This is a genomic window from Pseudomonas sp. PICF141, assembly GCF_002286815.1.
Taxonomy (GTDB): Bacteria; Pseudomonadota; Gammaproteobacteria; order Pseudomonadales; family Pseudomonadaceae; genus Aquipseudomonas.
In genome coordinates this window covers 38,338-54,237 of record NZ_MUNM01000066.1, presented here as the reverse complement: position 1 = coordinate 54,237, position 15,900 = coordinate 38,338, and the positions used below count along the sequence as shown (strand labels likewise).

Below are 15,900 nucleotides of genomic sequence, written 5' to 3'. Positions count from 1 at the left end.
TCCGAGTCACCGATTTTGCGGTGACGAACAGAGGTTATCGATGAGGGACCAAGCTGCCTAGTTCATGGACAGCCCGGCGTTTTGAAGGAAATGTCCGATAAGTTTGAGGGCATCAAGATCAGAAGATCGCAGCCTTCGGCAGCTCCTACAGAATGTGTTTCTTCAGGTGTAGGGCGGGTGTTGGGTGTGACGCGGAGCGTCATGGGATGCGTTCCTACGCGGGAGCGTGGGAACGATCAGGGTTGAGGCGGTAAAGCGTGACTTGGCGGTCATCATGCTGGAAAAGCGGTTCATCTTCTTCTAACGCAAGCCGAGAGTGGCGTTCTGGCTTGAAGCCGCTACACTGCGCCGGCCGTTCACTTTTCTCTTGAGGCTGTGCGCATGAAATTTCGTTTTCTTCTGTGGATGCTGGGTTTGTTGATGGGTAAGGCCAGTCGGACTAATCCTGCGTTTCAGCAGCAGTTGGGTGACAAGGCATTGGTGTTTCAGCTACAGACCCTGGACGGGAAGGTGGCGCGGCATTTCGTGGTGAAGGATCAGCGCATTACCAGCAAGTCCGGCGTGTATGCCGAGCCTGCGTTTGCGATTGCCTTTAAAGACTCGGCGTATGGTTTCGCCACGATGCAGGCGAAGAACAAGCAGTTGGCGTTTATGAACGGGATTCAGGACAAGTCGATTCAGATCAAGGGCAACCCGGCGTTGGTGATGTGGTTTCAGGGGTTGACCAAGTATTTGAAGCCTAGGAAGGCTAAGGTCTGACGCAGGTCTTTGGTCAAAGGGCTTTTGTGGCGAGGGAGCTTGCTCCCGCTGGGCTGCGAAGCGGCCCTAAAGCCTGAGACTTCGGTTGTATCTGACACGCTGCGGCGGCTGGGTTTGCGACTGCTGCGCAGTCGAGCGGGAGCAAGCTCCCTCGCCACAGTGGGTGGTGATTCAGGTGGACCGAGTTGGATTCATCGCGGGCAAGCCCGCTCCCACAGGGATCGCCTAGATCCTGTGGGAGCGTGGCTTGCCCGCGATGCTTTTAGGCCTGGCTGAATTGCGAAGCCAGTTCGCGCAGCAGCACTTCTGCTTCCAGAACCTTGCTGACCACGTCGTTGGCTTTGTCGCGGGTCAGGCCGACGCGCTCCAGCAGGACGTCGGGGATGTCTTCATCCGGCCCAGACCCAATCCCGCGACTACGCAGCAGGCGTACGGCCAGGCAGACGAGGTTCGGGTATTCGGCGTAGTCGCCGTCGTAGCTTGGGTCGTGCTGGAAGCGCAGGGCGGTGGCCAGTTCGTCGGGCATGTCCCAGAAGCGCATCAGCCATGCGCCGATCTGTTCGCGGCTGATGCCCAGCAGGTGTTGTTCCACATAGCTGTGGCACAGGTGCGGGTTGACTTCCAGGTGGCGGCAGATCAGCGAGAAATGCGGCGGGAACACATGGGCCAGCAGCAAGTAACCGAAGTTGTGCAGCAGGCCGGCGAGGTAGGTCAGGCCGGCTTCCGGGCGCTGGGCGCGGGGCATGGCGCGGGTCAGGCCTTCGATGACGGCGGCGGTGTAGATCGATTGCTGCCAGTACGGCGTGGTGTGTTGAGGATGGTCTTTGGGCAGGCTCAGGGTTTTGCCCAGGGCCAGGCCCAACGCCAGGTTGATCACCAGGTCGAAACCCAGCACCCGGACGATGGCGTCTTCCACTGAACGAATCTTGCCCGGCGAGGCGTAGTACGGTGACGCTGCCCAGCTGACGACCTGTGCGGCCAGGGCCGGGTCGGTTTCCACCACGCCGGTGATGTCGTCGATAGTGGCGTTGGGGTCGACGCGCAGTTTGATGATTTTCTGCGCGGTTTCGGCCAGCGGCGGAATCTCGATGGTTTCTTCCAGCCGCTGCTGGATGCGCCGCGCGGTGAACGCTTGCACGGCCTGGGTGATTTCCTCGCGGTCGTCGTCGGGGCGGTCGAGGTTGGGGCGGATGTGGTTCACGGCTTCGCCGAAATTGCCGGCGCTGGCCTTGGTGAGCATGGTTTTGAAAGCGTCGCTGGAGATTTCCAGCAGTACGCCCGGCTCGCCCGAGTTGATCAGCAACGTCGGTTCACGCAGCAGGCTTTCTTCATACAGGCACGGCGAACTGGTGAGCGCCGGCAGGCCGGGCAGCAGGCTCAGGCTGTGTTTGCCGAGCATTTTTACCAGGCGGTCGGTGGATACGGCGGTCAACCGGCGGCCGGTGAGTTCGGCGAGGCGGTTGAGGTCCAGCAGTTGGCTCTGGGGGAACAGCACCATGAGCGCGCCGACGGCATCGTTCAGCAGAACCGCTTGCACTTTACGCGCGGCGTTCAGGCCATGATGGTCGAGGACTTCTTCGTAGGCGATGCCCAGCTTGCCGAGCAGCAGCCGAATAACAGACGGAGCGTGCGGGGTTTCGGGGGCGAGGGCAGCTTCTGTCATGGTCTGTATCCGTTTGCAAACAATTGCAGGAGTATAACCAGCTTGTTTAACGCCAGGGTCCAGAAACTGCGACAGTGCTCACACTTGGCCGTATTGCTGCCCGTGGCGTAGCCAGCGGTCGAGCAACGGGCTGACGTGATCGGGCCAACGTTCCAGCAGCGCCTGAGCGGCGTCGCGTACGGCAGGCAGTAAATCGGCGTCGCGCATCAGGTCGGCGACCTTGAATTGCAGCAGGCCGGTCTGGCGGGTGCCGAGCATTTCGCCGGGGCCTCGCAGTTCGAGGTCTTTTTCGGCGATGACAAAACCGTCGTTGGTTTCGCGCATGATGCCCAGGCGCTGACGGCCGATCTGCGACAGCGGCGGATGGTAAAGCAGCACGCAATGACTGACGGCGCTGCCCCGGCCGACACGGCCGCGCAATTGGTGCAGTTGCGCGAGGCCGAGGCGTTCGGGGTTTTCGATGATCATCAGGCTCGCGTTGGGCACGTCGACGCCGACTTCGATGACGGTGGTGGCGACCAGCAGTTGCAAGTTGCCGATTTTGAACTCGGCCATCACCGCGGCCTTCTCGGCAGGCTTCATGCGGCCGTGGATCAAACCGACTTTCAACTCGCCAAGGGCGGCGGTGAGGTCTTCAAAAGTGGTTTCGGCGGCCTGGCAGGTCAGCTCTTCCGACTCTTCGATCAGTGTGCACACCCAATAAGCCTGACGCCCTTCGGCACAGGCGCCGCGCACGCGCTCGATCACTTCGACGCGACGGGTGTCGGTGACCAGCACCGTGTTTACGGGCGTACGGCCGGGCGGCAGTTCGTCGAGGATCGAGGTGTCGAGGTCGGCGTAGGCGCTCATGGCCAGTGTCCGGGGGATTGGCGTGGCGGTCATGATCAGCTGGTGCGGACACATCCGCCCGCCGACGCCTTTCTGCCGCAATGCCAGACGCTGCTGCACGCCGAAGCGGTGTTGTTCGTCGATGATCGCCAGCGCCAGGTTCTTGAATTGCACCTCGTCCTGAAACAGCGCATGGGTGCCGACCACCATTGGCGTGCCGTTGGCTATTTGCTCCAGCGCGGCGACGCGGTTTTTGCCTTTGAGCTTGCCAGCCAGCCACGCGACTTCAATGCCCAGCGGTTCGAGCCAGCGCTTGAAGGTAATGAAATGCTGCTCGGCGAGAATTTCTGTGGGCGCCATCAGTGCGACTTGGTAACCGGCTTCCAGCGCCTGCAACGCGGCGAGGGCAGCGACCACGGTTTTGCCGGCGCCGACGTCGCCCTGAATCAGCCGTAGCATCGGCTCGTGCTGACTGAGGTCGTAAGCGATTTCGTTGCCGACCCGTTGCTGGGCGCCGGTCGGTGTGAAACCGAGGTTGGCCAAATACTGAGCAGGCAGCTTCGTGGCTTTTGGCATCGCCGGCGCGCGCAGGGCACGCATGCTTTCGCGCAGGCGCTGCTGGGACAGTTGATGGGTCAGCAGTTCTTCGAACGCCAAGCGGTGTTGGGCCCAGTGATGACCGAGGGCGAGTTCGTCGACATCGGCATCGGCGGGCGGGTGATGCAGGTAACGGATCGCATCGGCCAGCGGCGCCAGTTGATAGTCCCGAGCCAGTTCGGTCGGCAGCCAGTCGGGCAGGCTGCTGGGGCCGAGCAAGGTCAGGGTTTGCATGCACAACTGGCGCAAACGCTGTTGGGTCAGGCCTTCGGTGAGCGGGTAGACCGGGGTCAGGGTTTCATCCACCGGCGGCGGCTCGTCGCCAGTGATGGCGCGGTATTCCGGGTGGTAGATCTCCAGTCCCGAGGCGCCGGGCCGCGCTTCGCCATAGCAGCGAATGCGCGTGCCGCGTTTGAGGCCTTCTTTCTGGGCGTTGCTGAAATGGTAGAAGCGCAGGCTAAGCCCGCCGGTGCCGTCCTGCAGGCGGACAACCAGGCTGCGGCGTCGGCCCATGACCACGTCGGCACCGCTGACGGTGCCTTCGATCACGGCATCTTGCCCAGGTCGCAAATGGCCGATCGGGACCACGCGGGTGCGGTCCTGATAACGCAGCGGCAGGTGGAACAGCACGTCCTGGAGGTTTTCCAGGCCGACCTTGGCCAGTTTCTCGGCCATGGCTTCGCCGACACCCTTGAGTGCCGTCACCGACACTTGCGACAACTCGGTCATGGCTGTGACTTAACCGGCCACCACCGGTGCTGGCGGCTTGGCCACCGAGCACAGGCGAATGGAGTCGGCGAGAATTTCTATCGCCTTCGGCCGCGGAAAGCTCGCACGCCAGGCGATGGCCACGGTGCGAAACGGCACGGGCGCGCTCAATGGGCGCACTTCGATCACGCCGGGAGCGTAGTGGTGACTGTCCACCGCCGACAGCGGCAGGATCGAAATGCCCAGGCCGGAGGCGACCATGTGGCGAATGGTTTCCAGCGAGCTGGATTCCACCGTGGTGTGTTTGGCGCCATCGTTGCCTTTGGTCAAGGTCGGGCAGGCTTCCAGCACTTGATCGCGGAAGCAGTGGCCTTCGCCTAGCAGCAGCAGGCTCTTGTCGTTGAGCAGGGCCGCGTCGATGGACTCTTTTTGCGTCCACGCATGCTGGGCCGGCATCAGCACGTAGAATGGCTCGTCGTAGAGCTGCAAGGTCAGCACGTCGGCTTCGTTGAACGGCAGGGCGATGATGATCGCGTCGAGCTCGCCATTGCGCAGTTTGTCGCGCAGCACGTGGGTGAAGTTTTCTTCGATGTACAACGGCATCTGCGGGGCGACCCGGTGCAGTTGTGGAATCAGGTGCGGGAACAGGTACGGGCCGACAGTGTAGATTGCGCCGACTTTCAGGGGCGCGGTCAGCTGGTTCTTGCCGGCCTGGGCCAATTCGCGGATGCCCTGGGCCTGCTCCAGGACTTTCTGCGCCTGGGCGACAATGCCTTCGCCGACCGGGGTCAGGCGCACGGCGCTCTTGCTGCGCTCGAAAATCAGCACACCGAGTTCGTCTTCGAGCTTTTTCACGCCCACCGACAGGGTTGGCTGGCTGACGTGGCAACGCTCGGCCGCGTGGCCGAAGTGCTGCTCTTGGGCGAGGGTTACGATGTAGCGTAATTCTGTGAGAGTCATAGCAAGCGTCCATGAAGTTGCGAGCCAAGCATACCGGCTGCAATCGATAGACGCACGTTATCAGACTGAGTGTGCTGAGTGACACTGGGCAATGCGGATTTGCCGTTGCCAGATATGCAAAAGGCACCTTTCGGTGCCTTTTTAGCAATCGCGGATCTTTCTGAAAAGGGATGTGCTTGTGGGAGCGGGCTTGCCCGCGATGAGGCCATCACATCCAACCTCTTAGTTGGCTGTTACATCGCTATCGTGGACAAGCCCGCTCCCACAGGGTCTTGTATTGCGTTTTAGCGTCGGCGTTCCAGCGAGTAAACAAACGGTGCAACGATTTCGATGGAGCCGTTATTCAGCATGTCAGCCGGTGGCTTGGGCAGCGGTTGGGCGCGGCGGATCATTTCCAGGGTAGCCCGGTCCAGATCGGCGTTGCCGGAGCGGCTCACCAGTTCGAACGACAACACGTTGCCTTCAGCATCCACCACGAAGCGCAGACGGTTCAAACCTTCCTTGCCCCGCGCCTGTGCACTGGCCGGGTACTTTTTGTACTTGGCCAAGTGCGCGAGCAGGGTGCCTTGCCAGCTGGCTTTGGCCGCTTGCTGCGCCGGTGATGGACCAGGCGCTGGCTGAGCGGATTTCTCCGTCGGTGCCTGGGTCGGTTGCGCATCGCTCGGTTTTTCCTCGGAAGGCTTCTCCTTCGGCGGCTCCGGCTTTTTCTCCACAGGCTTGGGCGGTTGAGGCTTGGGCTTGGGTTTGACCTGTTTCGGCACGGCGATTTCGGCCTTCGGTGCTTCAGCCAGTTTCGGCAGCGGCAATTCTTCCACCGGGGCCGGTGGCTGTGGCGGCGTGATCACTTTCGGCGGTGCGGGCGGTGGCGGGGCCGGAACCGGCGCCAGCTCGACCATCATCGCTTGCGGCGGCAGCTGGATCGGCGGGCGCGACGTCCAGTTCAGCGCCAGCGCAATGGCCAGCGCATGAACGCCCAGCACCACGGCCAGGCTCCCGCTGTAACGCGTCAGCTTTTGGCGCGTGTTGATCATTTCTTGGCTGCCGTCTCGAGTCCGACCAGGCCGACCTTCAGGTAGCCGGCGGCGCGCAGGGCGTCCATCACGCTCATCAGGTCGCCGTAGTCCACGCCTTTGTCGGCCTGGAAGAAGATCGTCGTGTCTTTCTTGCCTTGGGTCTTGGCGTCGAGTGTGGCGCCCAGGGTTTCGGCCTTCACCTCATCTTCGCCAAGGAACAGGCGCTGGTCAGCCTTCACGCTGAGAAACACCGGTTTCTCTGGCCGCGGCGCCGGTTTGGCGGTGGAGGCGGGCAGGTCGACCTTGATGTCTACGGTGGCCAACGGCGCGGCCACCATGAAGATGATCAACAGCACCAGCATCACGTCGATGAACGGCGTGACGTTGATTTCGTGGTTCTCGGCCAGATCGTCGTCTGCGCCTTCTTTCAAATGCAGGCCCATGGCCGATTACCCCACTTTCACCATGTGCGGTTGCGAGCTGCGCTGCTCGGTCGGCAGGTGGTCGAGATCACGGCTGACCAGGAGCAGTACTTCTGCCGAGGCGTCGGACACTTGTGCCTTGTAACCGGCGATGGAGCGGGCGAAGACGTTGTAGATGACCACCGCAGGAATCGCGGCAACCAGGCCCAGCGCAGTTGCTAGCAGGGCTTCGGCGATGCCGGGCGCCACGACGGCGAGGTTGGTGGTCTGGGTTTTGGCGATGCCGATGAAGCTGTTCATGATGCCCCACACGGTACCGAACAGACCGACGAACGGCGCGGTGGAACCGATGGTGGCGAGGACGCCGGTGCCGCTGCTCATGTTGCGACCGCAGGCAGCGACGAGGCGCTCCAGACGAAAGCTCACGCGTTCCTTGATGCCTTCTTTCTCGCGGCTGTTGGCCGACAGGCGCATTTCTTCCAGTGCATCATGGACCAGCAGGTGGGCGAGGGTGCCTTCCTTGCCTGCCGTTGCGCTGGCTTCTTTAAGGGTGGTGGCTTTTTTCAGGTGGGTGATTTCAGTGCGCAGACGACGCTTGGCGCCCATCAGCTCGAAGCCCTTGGCGATCCAGATGGTCCAGGTGATGATCGAGGCAATGGCCAGGCCGATCATCACGATTTTCACAATGATGTCGGCGTTCTGGTACATGCCCCATGGCGACAAGTCATGGGCCATGCCCAGCGTGTTGTCGGCTTCGAGGACTTCCGGCATGTCAGTGGCGTCCACGGCCTGGACCGGATCGGTCGCGGCAGGTGCCACAGCAGGCGCGGCGGGTGTTTGAGCGGCAGCAGGCTGGGTGGCCGGCGCTTGTGCATCGGCGAAGGCGGCGGTCGGTGCCAGCATCAGGCTGAGCAGCAGGGCGGCAACCGCGCTCCAGGCGCGAGGTCGTTTGGTTGGCGAAGCGGGGAATTGATTGGGTGTCATGCTGGCCGGACCTGAAAGGAAAAAAACGGTAAATGTTCTTCCAGGCCTCGTGAGGCCGAGAACAAAAGTGGTGGGCATTATTGCAAGTAATTCTTGTTAACAAAAGTAATAGAGTATCTTTTTTTCCTTCATTGCTAGCCCCAGGTCCCTTGCCGGCGCTAGTCTGTGACTTTCCGATGGGAGTTTTCTGATGTCCGCGCCTTCTGTTTTGATCGCCGGCTGCGGTGATGTCGGCAGTCGTCTGGCTACGCAATTGCTGGCTTGCGGGTGGGAGGTTCACGGCTTGCGGCGTGATGTCTCACGTCTGCCACAGGGCGTGATCGGCGTTGCCGGCGACTTGTTCAATAAAGACTGCCCGGCGACCTGGCCAATCGGTGCGGTGGATTACCTGGTGTATTGCGCGGCGGCCACCGATCACGATGAGGCCGGATACCGCGCCGCTTATGTGCAGGGTTTGCAGCACGTGCTGGAATGGCTGGGTGACTATGGGCAAGTACCCGATCGACTGCTGTTCGTTTCCAGCAGCAGTGTTTACGGCCAGCAGAACGGTGAGTGGATCGATGAGACTTCGCCGACGGTGGCGGGCGGCTATTCGGGTCGTTTGATGCTCGAAGCCGAGCAGGTGGCGCTCGATAGCGGCATCCCGGCCAGCATCGTGCGCCTGACCGGCATATATGGTCCGGGCCGCGAGTGGCTGCTGACCCAGGTCCGTCGCGGCTATCGCGTGGCCATCGATCCTCCGTTATATGCCAACCGCATTCACGTCGATGACGCGGCGGGGTTGCTGGCATTCCTGCTTGATGCGGATCGGCGTGGGGTGGCGCTGGATGATTGTTACATCGGCGTCGATGATGCGCCCGCGCCATTGGCTGAAGTAGTGGGTTGGTTGCGTGAGTATCTGGGCGTGACCGAATGGGCCGAGGATGCGAGTGTGCGTCGTGCCGGCAGCAAGCGCTGCAGCAATGTTCGGGCGAAGGCGTTGGGCTGGAAGCCGAAATATCCGAGTTTCCGCGAAGGGTACGCCGCGATCCTCGAAGGCCGCTGCTGAAATCCAGTTACACACACAACAACTGTGGGAGCGGGCTTGCCCGCGATGAGGCCATAACATTCAACATCCAGGTTGACTGTTACACCGCCATCGCGGGCAAGCCCGCTCCCACAGGGTTATCTGTTGGCTTCAGATTCGGTTTACTGTTTCTCCAGCAACCACTTGCGATCACCCTGGGTGAACTGCGGCATCTCGTCCGCCAGTGCGGTATTCACGGTCTGGAAAATCTCCAGTTCGTTGCCCTTGCGCGCAAAGATCCAGGTGTTGCCCTGGCCGTTAACCTGCAGCCAGATATTGTCGTTGCCGCCGCTCATTGATGCGCAATCGCCCGCCAGGCACAGGGCATAACGATCGGCACCGGGCAGGCCGGCGACCTGGCCATCGGCCTGGAATTTCACGGTGTTGCCTTCGCCGGGGCCGCTGACGATTTTCCAGCTGCCGCCCATGTAAGCCGAATACAGTGCCCGCTCGAAACTCGCGCCAATCGGTGCGCCTTCGGGTACCGGGACCGATGCACGGTCGAAGACTTGCTCCGGCTCGTTGTCGTTGGCGGCCTGGCTCAGTTGCTTGCCGTCACGCTTCAGCTCGCTGGCGGAGCTGCCATAAAAGTCGACTTTCCAGGCGCCGGACTCCTCGCCCAGCAACTTGCCTTCGACGTTTTCAAAACCATTGGTGTAGCGGGCCTGACCGGCTCGGGTGTTGATGTCCCACTCCAGGTTCGGACCATAGGCCTGGAGCGCTTCGCGCAGGGGGCCGCCCTTGGATGCAGCATCGATCGCCGACTGATTGATCCAGGTGCCGCTGATATCACGATCGGCAGGATCGCTGGCACAACCGCCCAAGAGAAGGGCGACCAGCGAGAGAGCTAGCGCTTGGCGCATGGTGGAATCCTTTCAAAGCAAGATCGGCGCAGCCTTTAACGGACTGCGCCGGACACATTACTCGATGACCAGAATGGCATCCATTTCAACCTGCGAACCCTTTGGCAGGGCGGCTACGCCGATGGCGGCGCGGGCTGGGTAAGGTTGCTCGAAGTACTTGCCCATGATCTCGTTGACCTTGGCGAAGTGGCTCAGGTCGGTGAGGAAGATGTTCAGTTTGACGATGTCCTTGAACGAACCACCGGCCGCTTCAGCCACGGCTTTGAGGTTCTCGAACACCTGGACGGTCTGGGCCTCGAAGCCTTCAACCAGTTCCATGGTTTTTGGGTCCAGAGGAATCTGACCCGACATGTAAACGGTGTTACCAGCCTTGATCGCCTGGGAATAAGTACCGATGGCGGCCGGGGCCTTGTCGCTGTTGATAACGGTCTTGGTCATGTATGACTCCTTGTAAGGGATGGGCTACGCGCGCATGCGGGTGATGCGGATGACCCCGGTCAGGGCGCGCAGTTTCTTGATCACGCGGGCCAGGTGCACGCGGTCGTGCACGCTGACCACCAGTTGGACCACGCTGATACGACCGTCGCGTTCGTCCATGCTGATTTTTTCGATATTGCCGTCGGCCGCGTTGACGCTGCTGGCCAGCAGGGCGATCAGGCCGCGCTGGTGTTCCAGTTCGACGCGCAGCTCGACATTGAATTCGCCGGTGACATCCTTGGCCCACGAGAGCTGGATGCATTTTTCCGGGTTGTGACGGATCTCGCTGATGTTACGGCAATTGTCCAGGTGCACCACCATGCCTTTGCCCGCGGACAGATGGCCGACAATCGGGTCGCCCGGAATCGGCGTGCAGCACTTGGCGTAACTGAGCACCAGACCTTCGGTGCCACGAATCGCCAGCGGGCCTTCCGGGCTCGGCAGTTGTTCACCTTCGCCAAGCAGGCGACGGGCGACCACGTAAGCCATGCGATTGCCCAGGCCAATGTCTTCGAGCAGGTCTTCGATCAGTTCGAGGCGGTATTCGTGGAGCATCAACTGCACGCGTTCGGCCGGGATTTTTTCCAGGGAACTGTCGAAACCGTTGAGTACCTTATTCAGCAGGCGTTCGCCGAGGCTGATCGACTCGGAACGGCGCTGCAGTTTCAACGCATGACGGATGTGGGTTCGCGCCTTGCCAGTAACCACAAAATTAAGCCATGCCGGATTCGGCCGCGCGCCGGGGGCGCTGACGATCTCGACCGTGGAGCCGCTTTGCAGCGGTTCGGACAGCGGTGCGAGACGACGATTGATCCGGCAGGCAATGCAGCTGTTGCCCACGTCGGTGTGCACTGCATAAGCGAAGTCGACCGCCGTGGAGCCTTTGGGCAGCTCCATGATTCGGCCTTTGGGCGTGAATACGTAGACCTCGTCCGGGAACAGGTCGATCTTCACGCTCTCGATGAATTCCAGCGAGTTGCCGGCCCGTTGCTGCATTTCCAGCACGCCTTTGACCCACTGGCGGGCACGGGCGTGAGTGCCTTTGGGCTGCTCGTCGCCGCTGGATTTGTACAGCCAATGGGCGGCGATGCCGTTGTTGGCCATCTCTTCCATTTCGCGGGTGCGGATCTGGATTTCGATCGGTACGCCATGCATGCCGAACAGCGTGGTGTGCAGCGACTGGTAGCCGTTGGCCTTGGGGATCGCGATGTAATCCTTGAAGCGCCCCGGCAACGGTTTGTACAAATTGTGCACGGCACCCAGCACGCGGTAGCAGGTATCGACCTTGTCGACGATGATCCGGAACGCGTACACGTCCATGATTTCGTTGAAGGCCCGACGCTTGCCGCGCATTTTCTTGTAGATGCCGTAGAGGTGTTTCTGACGACCGCTGACCTCGCCCTGGATGCCATCGATGGCCAGGCAGTGGCTGAGGGACTCTTCGATCTTGTTGACGATTTCCTTGCGGTTGCCCCGGGCGCGTTTGACCGCCTGGTTGATCCGCGCGGAACGCATCGGGTGCATGGCCTTGAAACCGAGATCTTCGAATTCTATGCGAATGGCGTGCATGCCCAGCCGGTTGGCGATGGGCGCATAGATTTCCAGGGTTTCCTTGGCGATCCGCCGGCGCTTTTCGCCGGACAGTACTTCCAGGGTGCGCATGTTGTGCAGGCGGTCGGCCAGCTTGACCAGGATCACGCGAATATCGCGCGCCATGGCCATGGCCATTTTCTGAAAGTTTTCGGCCTGGGCTTCGGCCTTGGTCTCGAAGTTCATCTGGGTCAGTTTGCTGACCCCGTCGACCAGTTCGGCCACGGTTTCGCCGAACTGCGCTTGCAGCGCTTCCTTGGCAATACCGGTGTCTTCGATCACGTCATGCAGCATGGCCGCCATCAGGCTCTGATGGTCCATGTGCATGTCGGCAAGAATATTCGCCACTGCAAGAGGATGCGTGACGTACGCCTCACCGCTACGGCGGCGTTGGCCATCGTGGGCTTGTTCGGCGTAGAAGTACGCTCGGCGGACCAGATTGACCTGGTCCTTGCCGAGGTAGGTCGATAAGCGATCGGCGAGGGCGTCTATGCTCGGCATGATGATTCCTGCCGTTCGTTGTGACTCCGCGCCGTGCTACGTCGACCGGGCATGGCCTTATACTGCCTCGTTGGACTCGTCCTCGAACGCTGCGAACAGCGGTTCGTCTTCGACGATTTCAGCGTTGGCGATGAACTCGTAGCTCATCAGGCCTTCAGCGATTTCACGCAGTGCTACAACAGTAGGCTTGTCGTTTTCCCACTGAACCAGGGGCTCTTTGCCGCCGGTGGCCAGTTGACGGGCACGCTTGGTAGAGAGCATGACCAGCTCAAAGCGGTTTTCCACGTGTTCTAGGCAGTCTTCAACGGTTACGCGGGCCATGGTATTCCTCGGAGCGAATGCAATATGCGCGCTGCCCGGTTGGGCGAGCGGACTCAACAGTTTAAAAAATCACCAGCGATTAGGGAAGCGCTGATTTTTTGACCAGGCCCTTCAACGCGCTATAAGTGCCAATGTAAAGCCCTTGCAGCGCTTTTGGGAAGGGCTGTTTAGTCGAGCAGTTCAGCCAATAATTTACCGTGGCGCTGCTGCTGACGCTTTTGATGCAGTTGATTGGCGCGGAAAATCGCCTGCAAATCGCGCAGCGCGTGGGCGAAATCGTCGTTGATGATCAGGTAGTCGTAGTCGACGTAGTGGCTCATTTCGCTGACAGCTTCACGCATCCGGCCTTCGATGACCTCGTTGCTGTCCTGGCCGCGATTGTTCAGGCGCTGACGCAAGGCTTCCAGGGACGGCGGCAGAATGAAGATCGAACGGGCCTGGGGCATCAACTTGCGCACTTGTTCTGCGCCCTGCCAGTCGATTTCCAGAATCAGGTCGTGGCCTTCATCCAGGGTCTGCTGCAGGTGGCTTTGTGAGGTGCCATAGAGATTGCCGAACACTTCGGCGCGCTCGAGGAAGTCCCCGTGCTCGATCATCTTCACGAACTCGCTGCGTTCGACGAAGTGGTAGTTCACGCCGTTCACTTCACCGGGGCGCATGGCGCGGGTGGTGTGGGAGACCGAGACACGGATGTCCTGGTCAGCGTCGGTCAGGGCTTTGACCAGACTGCTCTTGCCCGCGCCCGAAGGGGCGGAAATGATGTACAGGGTGCCGGTGCTGTGGGTCATGTCGGGTTTGCCTTACTCAATATTCTGCACTTGTTCGCGCATCTGCTCGATCAACACTTTGAGGTTGACCGCTGCCTGGGTGCTGCGCGGGTCGAAGGCTTTGGAGCCCAGTGTGTTGGCTTCGCGGTTGAGTTCCTGCATCAGGAAGTCCAGGCGCCGGCCGGCAGCGCCGCCGGACTTGAGCACCCGGCGAACTTCAATGATGTGAGTGCTCAGGCGATCCAGTTCTTCGGCGACGTCGCTCTTTTGCGCGAGCATGACCATTTCCTGCTCCAGTCGCTGCGGGTCGAGGTCGGCCTTCATGTCGGTGAAGCGGTCGAGGACTTTCTGGCGCTGGGTGGCGAGCATCAGCGGCACCAGCTCACGCAGGATCACCACATCCCCTTCAATAGAGGTCAGGCGTTCGTCGATCAATCGCGCCAGCTCAGTGCCTTCGCGCTCGCGTCCGGCCTTGAGCTCTTTCAGGCCCTGATGAAACAGCGCCAGGGCTTCGGCATTCAGCGCTTGCGGGTCGGCGGCGTCGGCCACCAATACGCCGGGCCAGGCCAGGACTTCCAGCGGGTTCAGCGCAGCGGGGTTCTTGATCAGACTGGCGACTGTCTCGGCGGCAGCGACCAGTTGCGCAGCGCGTTCACGGTCCACTTGCAGCGGTTTGCCGGTACTTTCTTCGGTAAAGCGCAGGGTGCATTCGAGCTTGCCCCGGGACAGTCCCTGGCGCAGGGCTTCGCGGACTGCGCCTTCGAGGTCACGGAAAGATTCCGGCAGGCGCAGGTGGGGTTCCAGGTAGCGGCTGTTGACCGAGCGCAATTCCCAGCTCAGGGTGCCCTGGGCGCCGGCTTTTTCGACGCGGGCGAAGGCGGTCATGCTGTGCACCATGGAAGTACCTCGCAATGCAGGTCGGCGCATAACCCATGGTTTCGCGGACCCGCTATCTGTGAATTAAAGCCGACAGGCAGCAAAGGCGCAGGATTGTAGCGCAGTGGGGCGGATGCGCCCAAACACACGCTGTGACAAAGAGCTGCAGGCCGTCGGCTAAGCTCTATTCAGGGGCTTCAATCGTCGGGCGTTTTTTTTAGAAGTGCCCAGCGGCGGCCCACGGCTCTATAATGCTCGGCAGTTTTCCGTCCTCCGTACAGGTAATCCCTATGAAACGTCCAAGTGGTCGCGCTGCCGATCAGCTCCGCTCGATCCGCATTACCCGCAACTACACCAAACACGCCGAGGGATCTGTACTGGTCGAGTTCGGTGATACCAAAGTCATCTGCACCGTCAGTGTCGAGAACGGCGTGCCGCGTTTCCTCAAAGGCCAGGGCCAAGGCTGGTTGACTGCCGAATACGGAATGCTGCCGCGCGCCACCGGCGAGCGTAACCAGCGCGAAGCGAGCCGCGGCAAGCAAGGCGGCCGTACGCTGGAGATCCAGCGTTTGATCGGCCGCTCCCTGCGCGCTGCGCTGGACATGTCCAAACTGGGCGACGTCACCCTGTATGTCGACTGCGACGTAATCCAGGCTGACGGCGGCACCCGCACCGCGTCCATCACCGGTGCGATGGTTGCACTGATCGACGCCCTGAAAGTGATCAAGAAACGCGGCGGCCTCAAAGGTGGCGACCCGCTCAAGCAAATGATCGCTGCCGTTTCGGTGGGCATGTACCAGGGCGAGCCTGTACTTGACCTCGACTACCTGGAAGATTCCGCTGCCGAAACTGACCTCAATGTGGTGATGACCAGCACTGGCGGCTTTATCGAAGTTCAAGGCACTGCCGAAGGCGCGCCGTTCCAGCCGGAAGAATTGAACGCAATGCTGGCACTGGCGAAAAAAGGCATGATCGAGATCTTCGAACTGCAGAAGGCTGCACTGGCCGACTGATCGGACCCGCTCCACGCAAGGAGGACGCCATGAGTGACGAGCAACTGCCGCTACCCACACCGAGCCGAGAGGTTCGTCAGTGGGCGATGTTTTGTCACCTGTCCGCCTTGCTGGGGATCTGGCTGCCGTTCGGTACGCTGATCGGGCCGCTGATTCTCTGGCAGATGAAGCGCGAGTCCGACCCGTTCATCGATGCACAAGGCAAGGAGGCGTTGAACTTTCAGATCACCGTTGCCATTGCTTCCGCCATCTGCTTCCTGCTGATGGTGGTGATCGTCGGGTTCTTCCTGTTTGGTCTGGTCGCGATTGGTGCGCTGGTGCTGACGATCATTGCGGGCGTGAAAGCCAATGAAGGGTTCCCTTACCGGTATCCATTCACCTGGCGCCTGATCAAGTAAACGCCGCAATCCTCTGTAGGAGCGAGGCTTGCCCGCGAAGAGGCCAGCACATCCAGCATATATACTGGCTGTTAAATCGCTTTCGCGGGCAAGC

The 15,900-nt window shown here is 60.9% G+C and carries 16 protein-coding genes; 4 read left to right on the top strand and 12 right to left on the bottom strand.

Annotation, left to right across the window (positions count from 1 at the left end):
• The first annotated feature begins 381 nt into the window (after positions 1-381).
• Positions 382-759 (top strand): SCP2 sterol-binding domain-containing protein, encoded by a 378-nt coding sequence (locus tag BZL43_RS18485; protein WP_095633629.1) that lies wholly within the window; start codon positions 382-384, stop codon positions 757-759.
• Positions 760-1,021: 262 nt separating this feature from the next.
• Here BZL43_RS18485 and BZL43_RS18480 read toward each other — a convergent pair whose 3' ends face one another.
• From BZL43_RS18480 to exbB, 6 genes are all read right to left on the bottom strand, one after another.
• Positions 1,022-2,422: an aminoacyl-tRNA deacylase and HDOD domain-containing protein gene (locus tag BZL43_RS18480; RefSeq protein WP_095633628.1), complete on the bottom strand. Its 1,401-nt coding sequence runs from the start codon at positions 2,420-2,422 to the stop codon at positions 1,022-1,024.
• 78 nt (positions 2,423-2,500) lie between these two features.
• A complete protein-coding gene (recG, locus tag BZL43_RS18475; RefSeq protein ID WP_095633627.1) occupies positions 2,501-4,576 on the bottom strand; it encodes an ATP-dependent DNA helicase RecG in 2,076 nt (691 codons plus the stop codon).
• A gap of 9 nt (positions 4,577-4,585) precedes the next feature.
• Complete coding sequence (locus BZL43_RS18470; protein WP_008073417.1) at positions 4,586-5,515, bottom strand: hydrogen peroxide-inducible genes activator; 930 nt, start codon at positions 5,513-5,515, stop codon at positions 4,586-4,588.
• 284 nt (positions 5,516-5,799) lie between these two features.
• Positions 5,800-6,546 (bottom strand): energy transducer TonB, encoded by a 747-nt coding sequence (locus BZL43_RS18465; RefSeq protein WP_095633626.1) that lies wholly within the window; start codon positions 6,544-6,546, stop codon positions 5,800-5,802.
• On the bottom strand, positions 6,543-6,971 hold the full coding sequence (exbD, locus tag BZL43_RS18460; protein ID WP_007894651.1) for a TonB system transport protein ExbD: 429 nt from the start codon (positions 6,969-6,971) through the stop codon (positions 6,543-6,545). The genes BZL43_RS18465 and exbD overlap by 4 nt, the downstream gene beginning before the upstream one ends.
• Before the next feature lie 6 nt (positions 6,972-6,977).
• Positions 6,978-7,934 (bottom strand): tonB-system energizer ExbB, encoded by a 957-nt coding sequence (exbB, locus tag BZL43_RS18455; protein ID WP_095633625.1) that lies wholly within the window; start codon positions 7,932-7,934, stop codon positions 6,978-6,980.
• 190 nt (positions 7,935-8,124) lie between these two features.
• On the opposite strand from exbB, the gene BZL43_RS18450 reads away from it, so the two are divergent.
• Positions 8,125-8,982 carry an SDR family oxidoreductase gene (locus tag BZL43_RS18450; protein WP_095633624.1) on the top strand — a complete coding sequence of 286 codons (858 nt, stop codon included), beginning with the start codon at positions 8,125-8,127 and terminating at the stop codon, positions 8,980-8,982.
• Positions 8,983-9,122: 140 nt separating this feature from the next.
• On the opposite strand, the gene BZL43_RS18445 is transcribed toward BZL43_RS18450, so the two are convergent.
• The 6 genes from BZL43_RS18445 to BZL43_RS18420 all read right to left on the bottom strand — a co-directional run bounded on the left by BZL43_RS18445 (position 9,123) and on the right by BZL43_RS18420 (position 14,416).
• Positions 9,123-9,863 (bottom strand): hypothetical protein, encoded by a 741-nt coding sequence (locus BZL43_RS18445; RefSeq protein ID WP_095633623.1) that lies wholly within the window; start codon positions 9,861-9,863, stop codon positions 9,123-9,125.
• Positions 9,864-9,920: 57 nt separating this feature from the next.
• A complete protein-coding gene (locus BZL43_RS18440; RefSeq protein WP_095633622.1) occupies positions 9,921-10,301 on the bottom strand; it encodes a RidA family protein in 381 nt (126 codons plus the stop codon).
• A gap of 24 nt (positions 10,302-10,325) precedes the next feature.
• Positions 10,326-12,431 carry a bifunctional GTP diphosphokinase/guanosine-3',5'-bis pyrophosphate 3'-pyrophosphohydrolase gene (gene spoT, locus BZL43_RS18435; protein ID WP_007894658.1) on the bottom strand — a complete coding sequence of 702 codons (2,106 nt, stop codon included), beginning with the start codon at positions 12,429-12,431 and terminating at the stop codon, positions 10,326-10,328.
• A 57-nt stretch (positions 12,432-12,488) separates the two neighbouring features.
• Positions 12,489-12,752 carry a DNA-directed RNA polymerase subunit omega gene (gene rpoZ / locus BZL43_RS18430; RefSeq protein ID WP_003177259.1) on the bottom strand — a complete coding sequence of 88 codons (264 nt, stop codon included), beginning with the start codon at positions 12,750-12,752 and terminating at the stop codon, positions 12,489-12,491.
• 167 nt (positions 12,753-12,919) lie between these two features.
• Positions 12,920-13,540 carry a guanylate kinase gene (gmk, locus tag BZL43_RS18425; RefSeq protein WP_095633621.1) on the bottom strand — a complete coding sequence of 207 codons (621 nt, stop codon included), beginning with the start codon at positions 13,538-13,540 and terminating at the stop codon, positions 12,920-12,922.
• 12 nt (positions 13,541-13,552) lie between these two features.
• Positions 13,553-14,416, bottom strand: a complete 864-nt coding sequence (locus tag BZL43_RS18420; protein WP_095633620.1) for a YicC/YloC family endoribonuclease — start codon at positions 14,414-14,416, stop codon at positions 13,553-13,555.
• 269 nt (positions 14,417-14,685) lie between these two features.
• On the opposite strand from BZL43_RS18420, the gene rph reads away from it, so the two are divergent.
• The gene (gene rph, locus BZL43_RS18415) at positions 14,686-15,408 is read left to right on the top strand and encodes a ribonuclease PH (protein ID WP_095633619.1); all 723 of its coding nucleotides are present in this window, start codon (positions 14,686-14,688) and stop codon (positions 15,406-15,408) included.
• Positions 15,409-15,437: 29 nt separating this feature from the next.
• Entirely contained in the window at positions 15,438-15,806 is a 369-nt protein-coding gene (locus BZL43_RS18410; protein ID WP_008073410.1) for a DUF4870 domain-containing protein, read from the top strand.
• The last annotated feature ends 94 nt before the right edge of the window (positions 15,807-15,900 follow it).

Coding starts and splice junctions, on each gene's coding strand:
- rph (WP_095633619.1), top strand. CDS start 14,686: ATGAAACGTCCAAGTGGTCGCGCTGCCGATCAGCTCCGCTCGATCCGC.
- BZL43_RS18420 (WP_095633620.1), bottom strand. CDS start 14,416: ATGGTGCACAGCATGACCGCCTTCGCCCGCGTCGAAAAAGCCGGCGCC.
- spoT (WP_007894658.1), bottom strand. CDS start 12,431: ATGCCGAGCATAGACGCCCTCGCCGATCGCTTATCGACCTACCTCGGC.
- exbB (WP_095633625.1), bottom strand. CDS start 7,934: ATGACACCCAATCAATTCCCCGCTTCGCCAACCAAACGACCTCGCGCC.
- recG (WP_095633627.1), bottom strand. CDS start 4,576: ATGACCGAGTTGTCGCAAGTGTCGGTGACGGCACTCAAGGGTGTCGGC.
- BZL43_RS18470 (WP_008073417.1), bottom strand. CDS start 5,515: ATGACTCTCACAGAATTACGCTACATCGTAACCCTCGCCCAAGAGCAG.
- BZL43_RS18440 (WP_095633622.1), bottom strand. CDS start 10,301: ATGACCAAGACCGTTATCAACAGCGACAAGGCCCCGGCCGCCATCGGT.
- rpoZ (WP_003177259.1), bottom strand. CDS start 12,752: ATGGCCCGCGTAACCGTTGAAGACTGCCTAGAACACGTGGAAAACCGC.
- BZL43_RS18410 (WP_008073410.1), top strand. CDS start 15,438: ATGAGTGACGAGCAACTGCCGCTACCCACACCGAGCCGAGAGGTTCGT.
- BZL43_RS18450 (WP_095633624.1), top strand. CDS start 8,125: ATGTCCGCGCCTTCTGTTTTGATCGCCGGCTGCGGTGATGTCGGCAGT.
- exbD (WP_007894651.1), bottom strand. CDS start 6,971: ATGGGCCTGCATTTGAAAGAAGGCGCAGACGACGATCTGGCCGAGAAC.
- BZL43_RS18465 (WP_095633626.1), bottom strand. CDS start 6,546: ATGATCAACACGCGCCAAAAGCTGACGCGTTACAGCGGGAGCCTGGCC.
- BZL43_RS18445 (WP_095633623.1), bottom strand. CDS start 9,863: ATGCGCCAAGCGCTAGCTCTCTCGCTGGTCGCCCTTCTCTTGGGCGGT.
- BZL43_RS18485 (WP_095633629.1), top strand. CDS start 382: ATGAAATTTCGTTTTCTTCTGTGGATGCTGGGTTTGTTGATGGGTAAG.
- BZL43_RS18480 (WP_095633628.1), bottom strand. CDS start 2,422: ATGACAGAAGCTGCCCTCGCCCCCGAAACCCCGCACGCTCCGTCTGTT.
- gmk (WP_095633621.1), bottom strand. CDS start 13,540: ATGACCCACAGCACCGGCACCCTGTACATCATTTCCGCCCCTTCGGGC.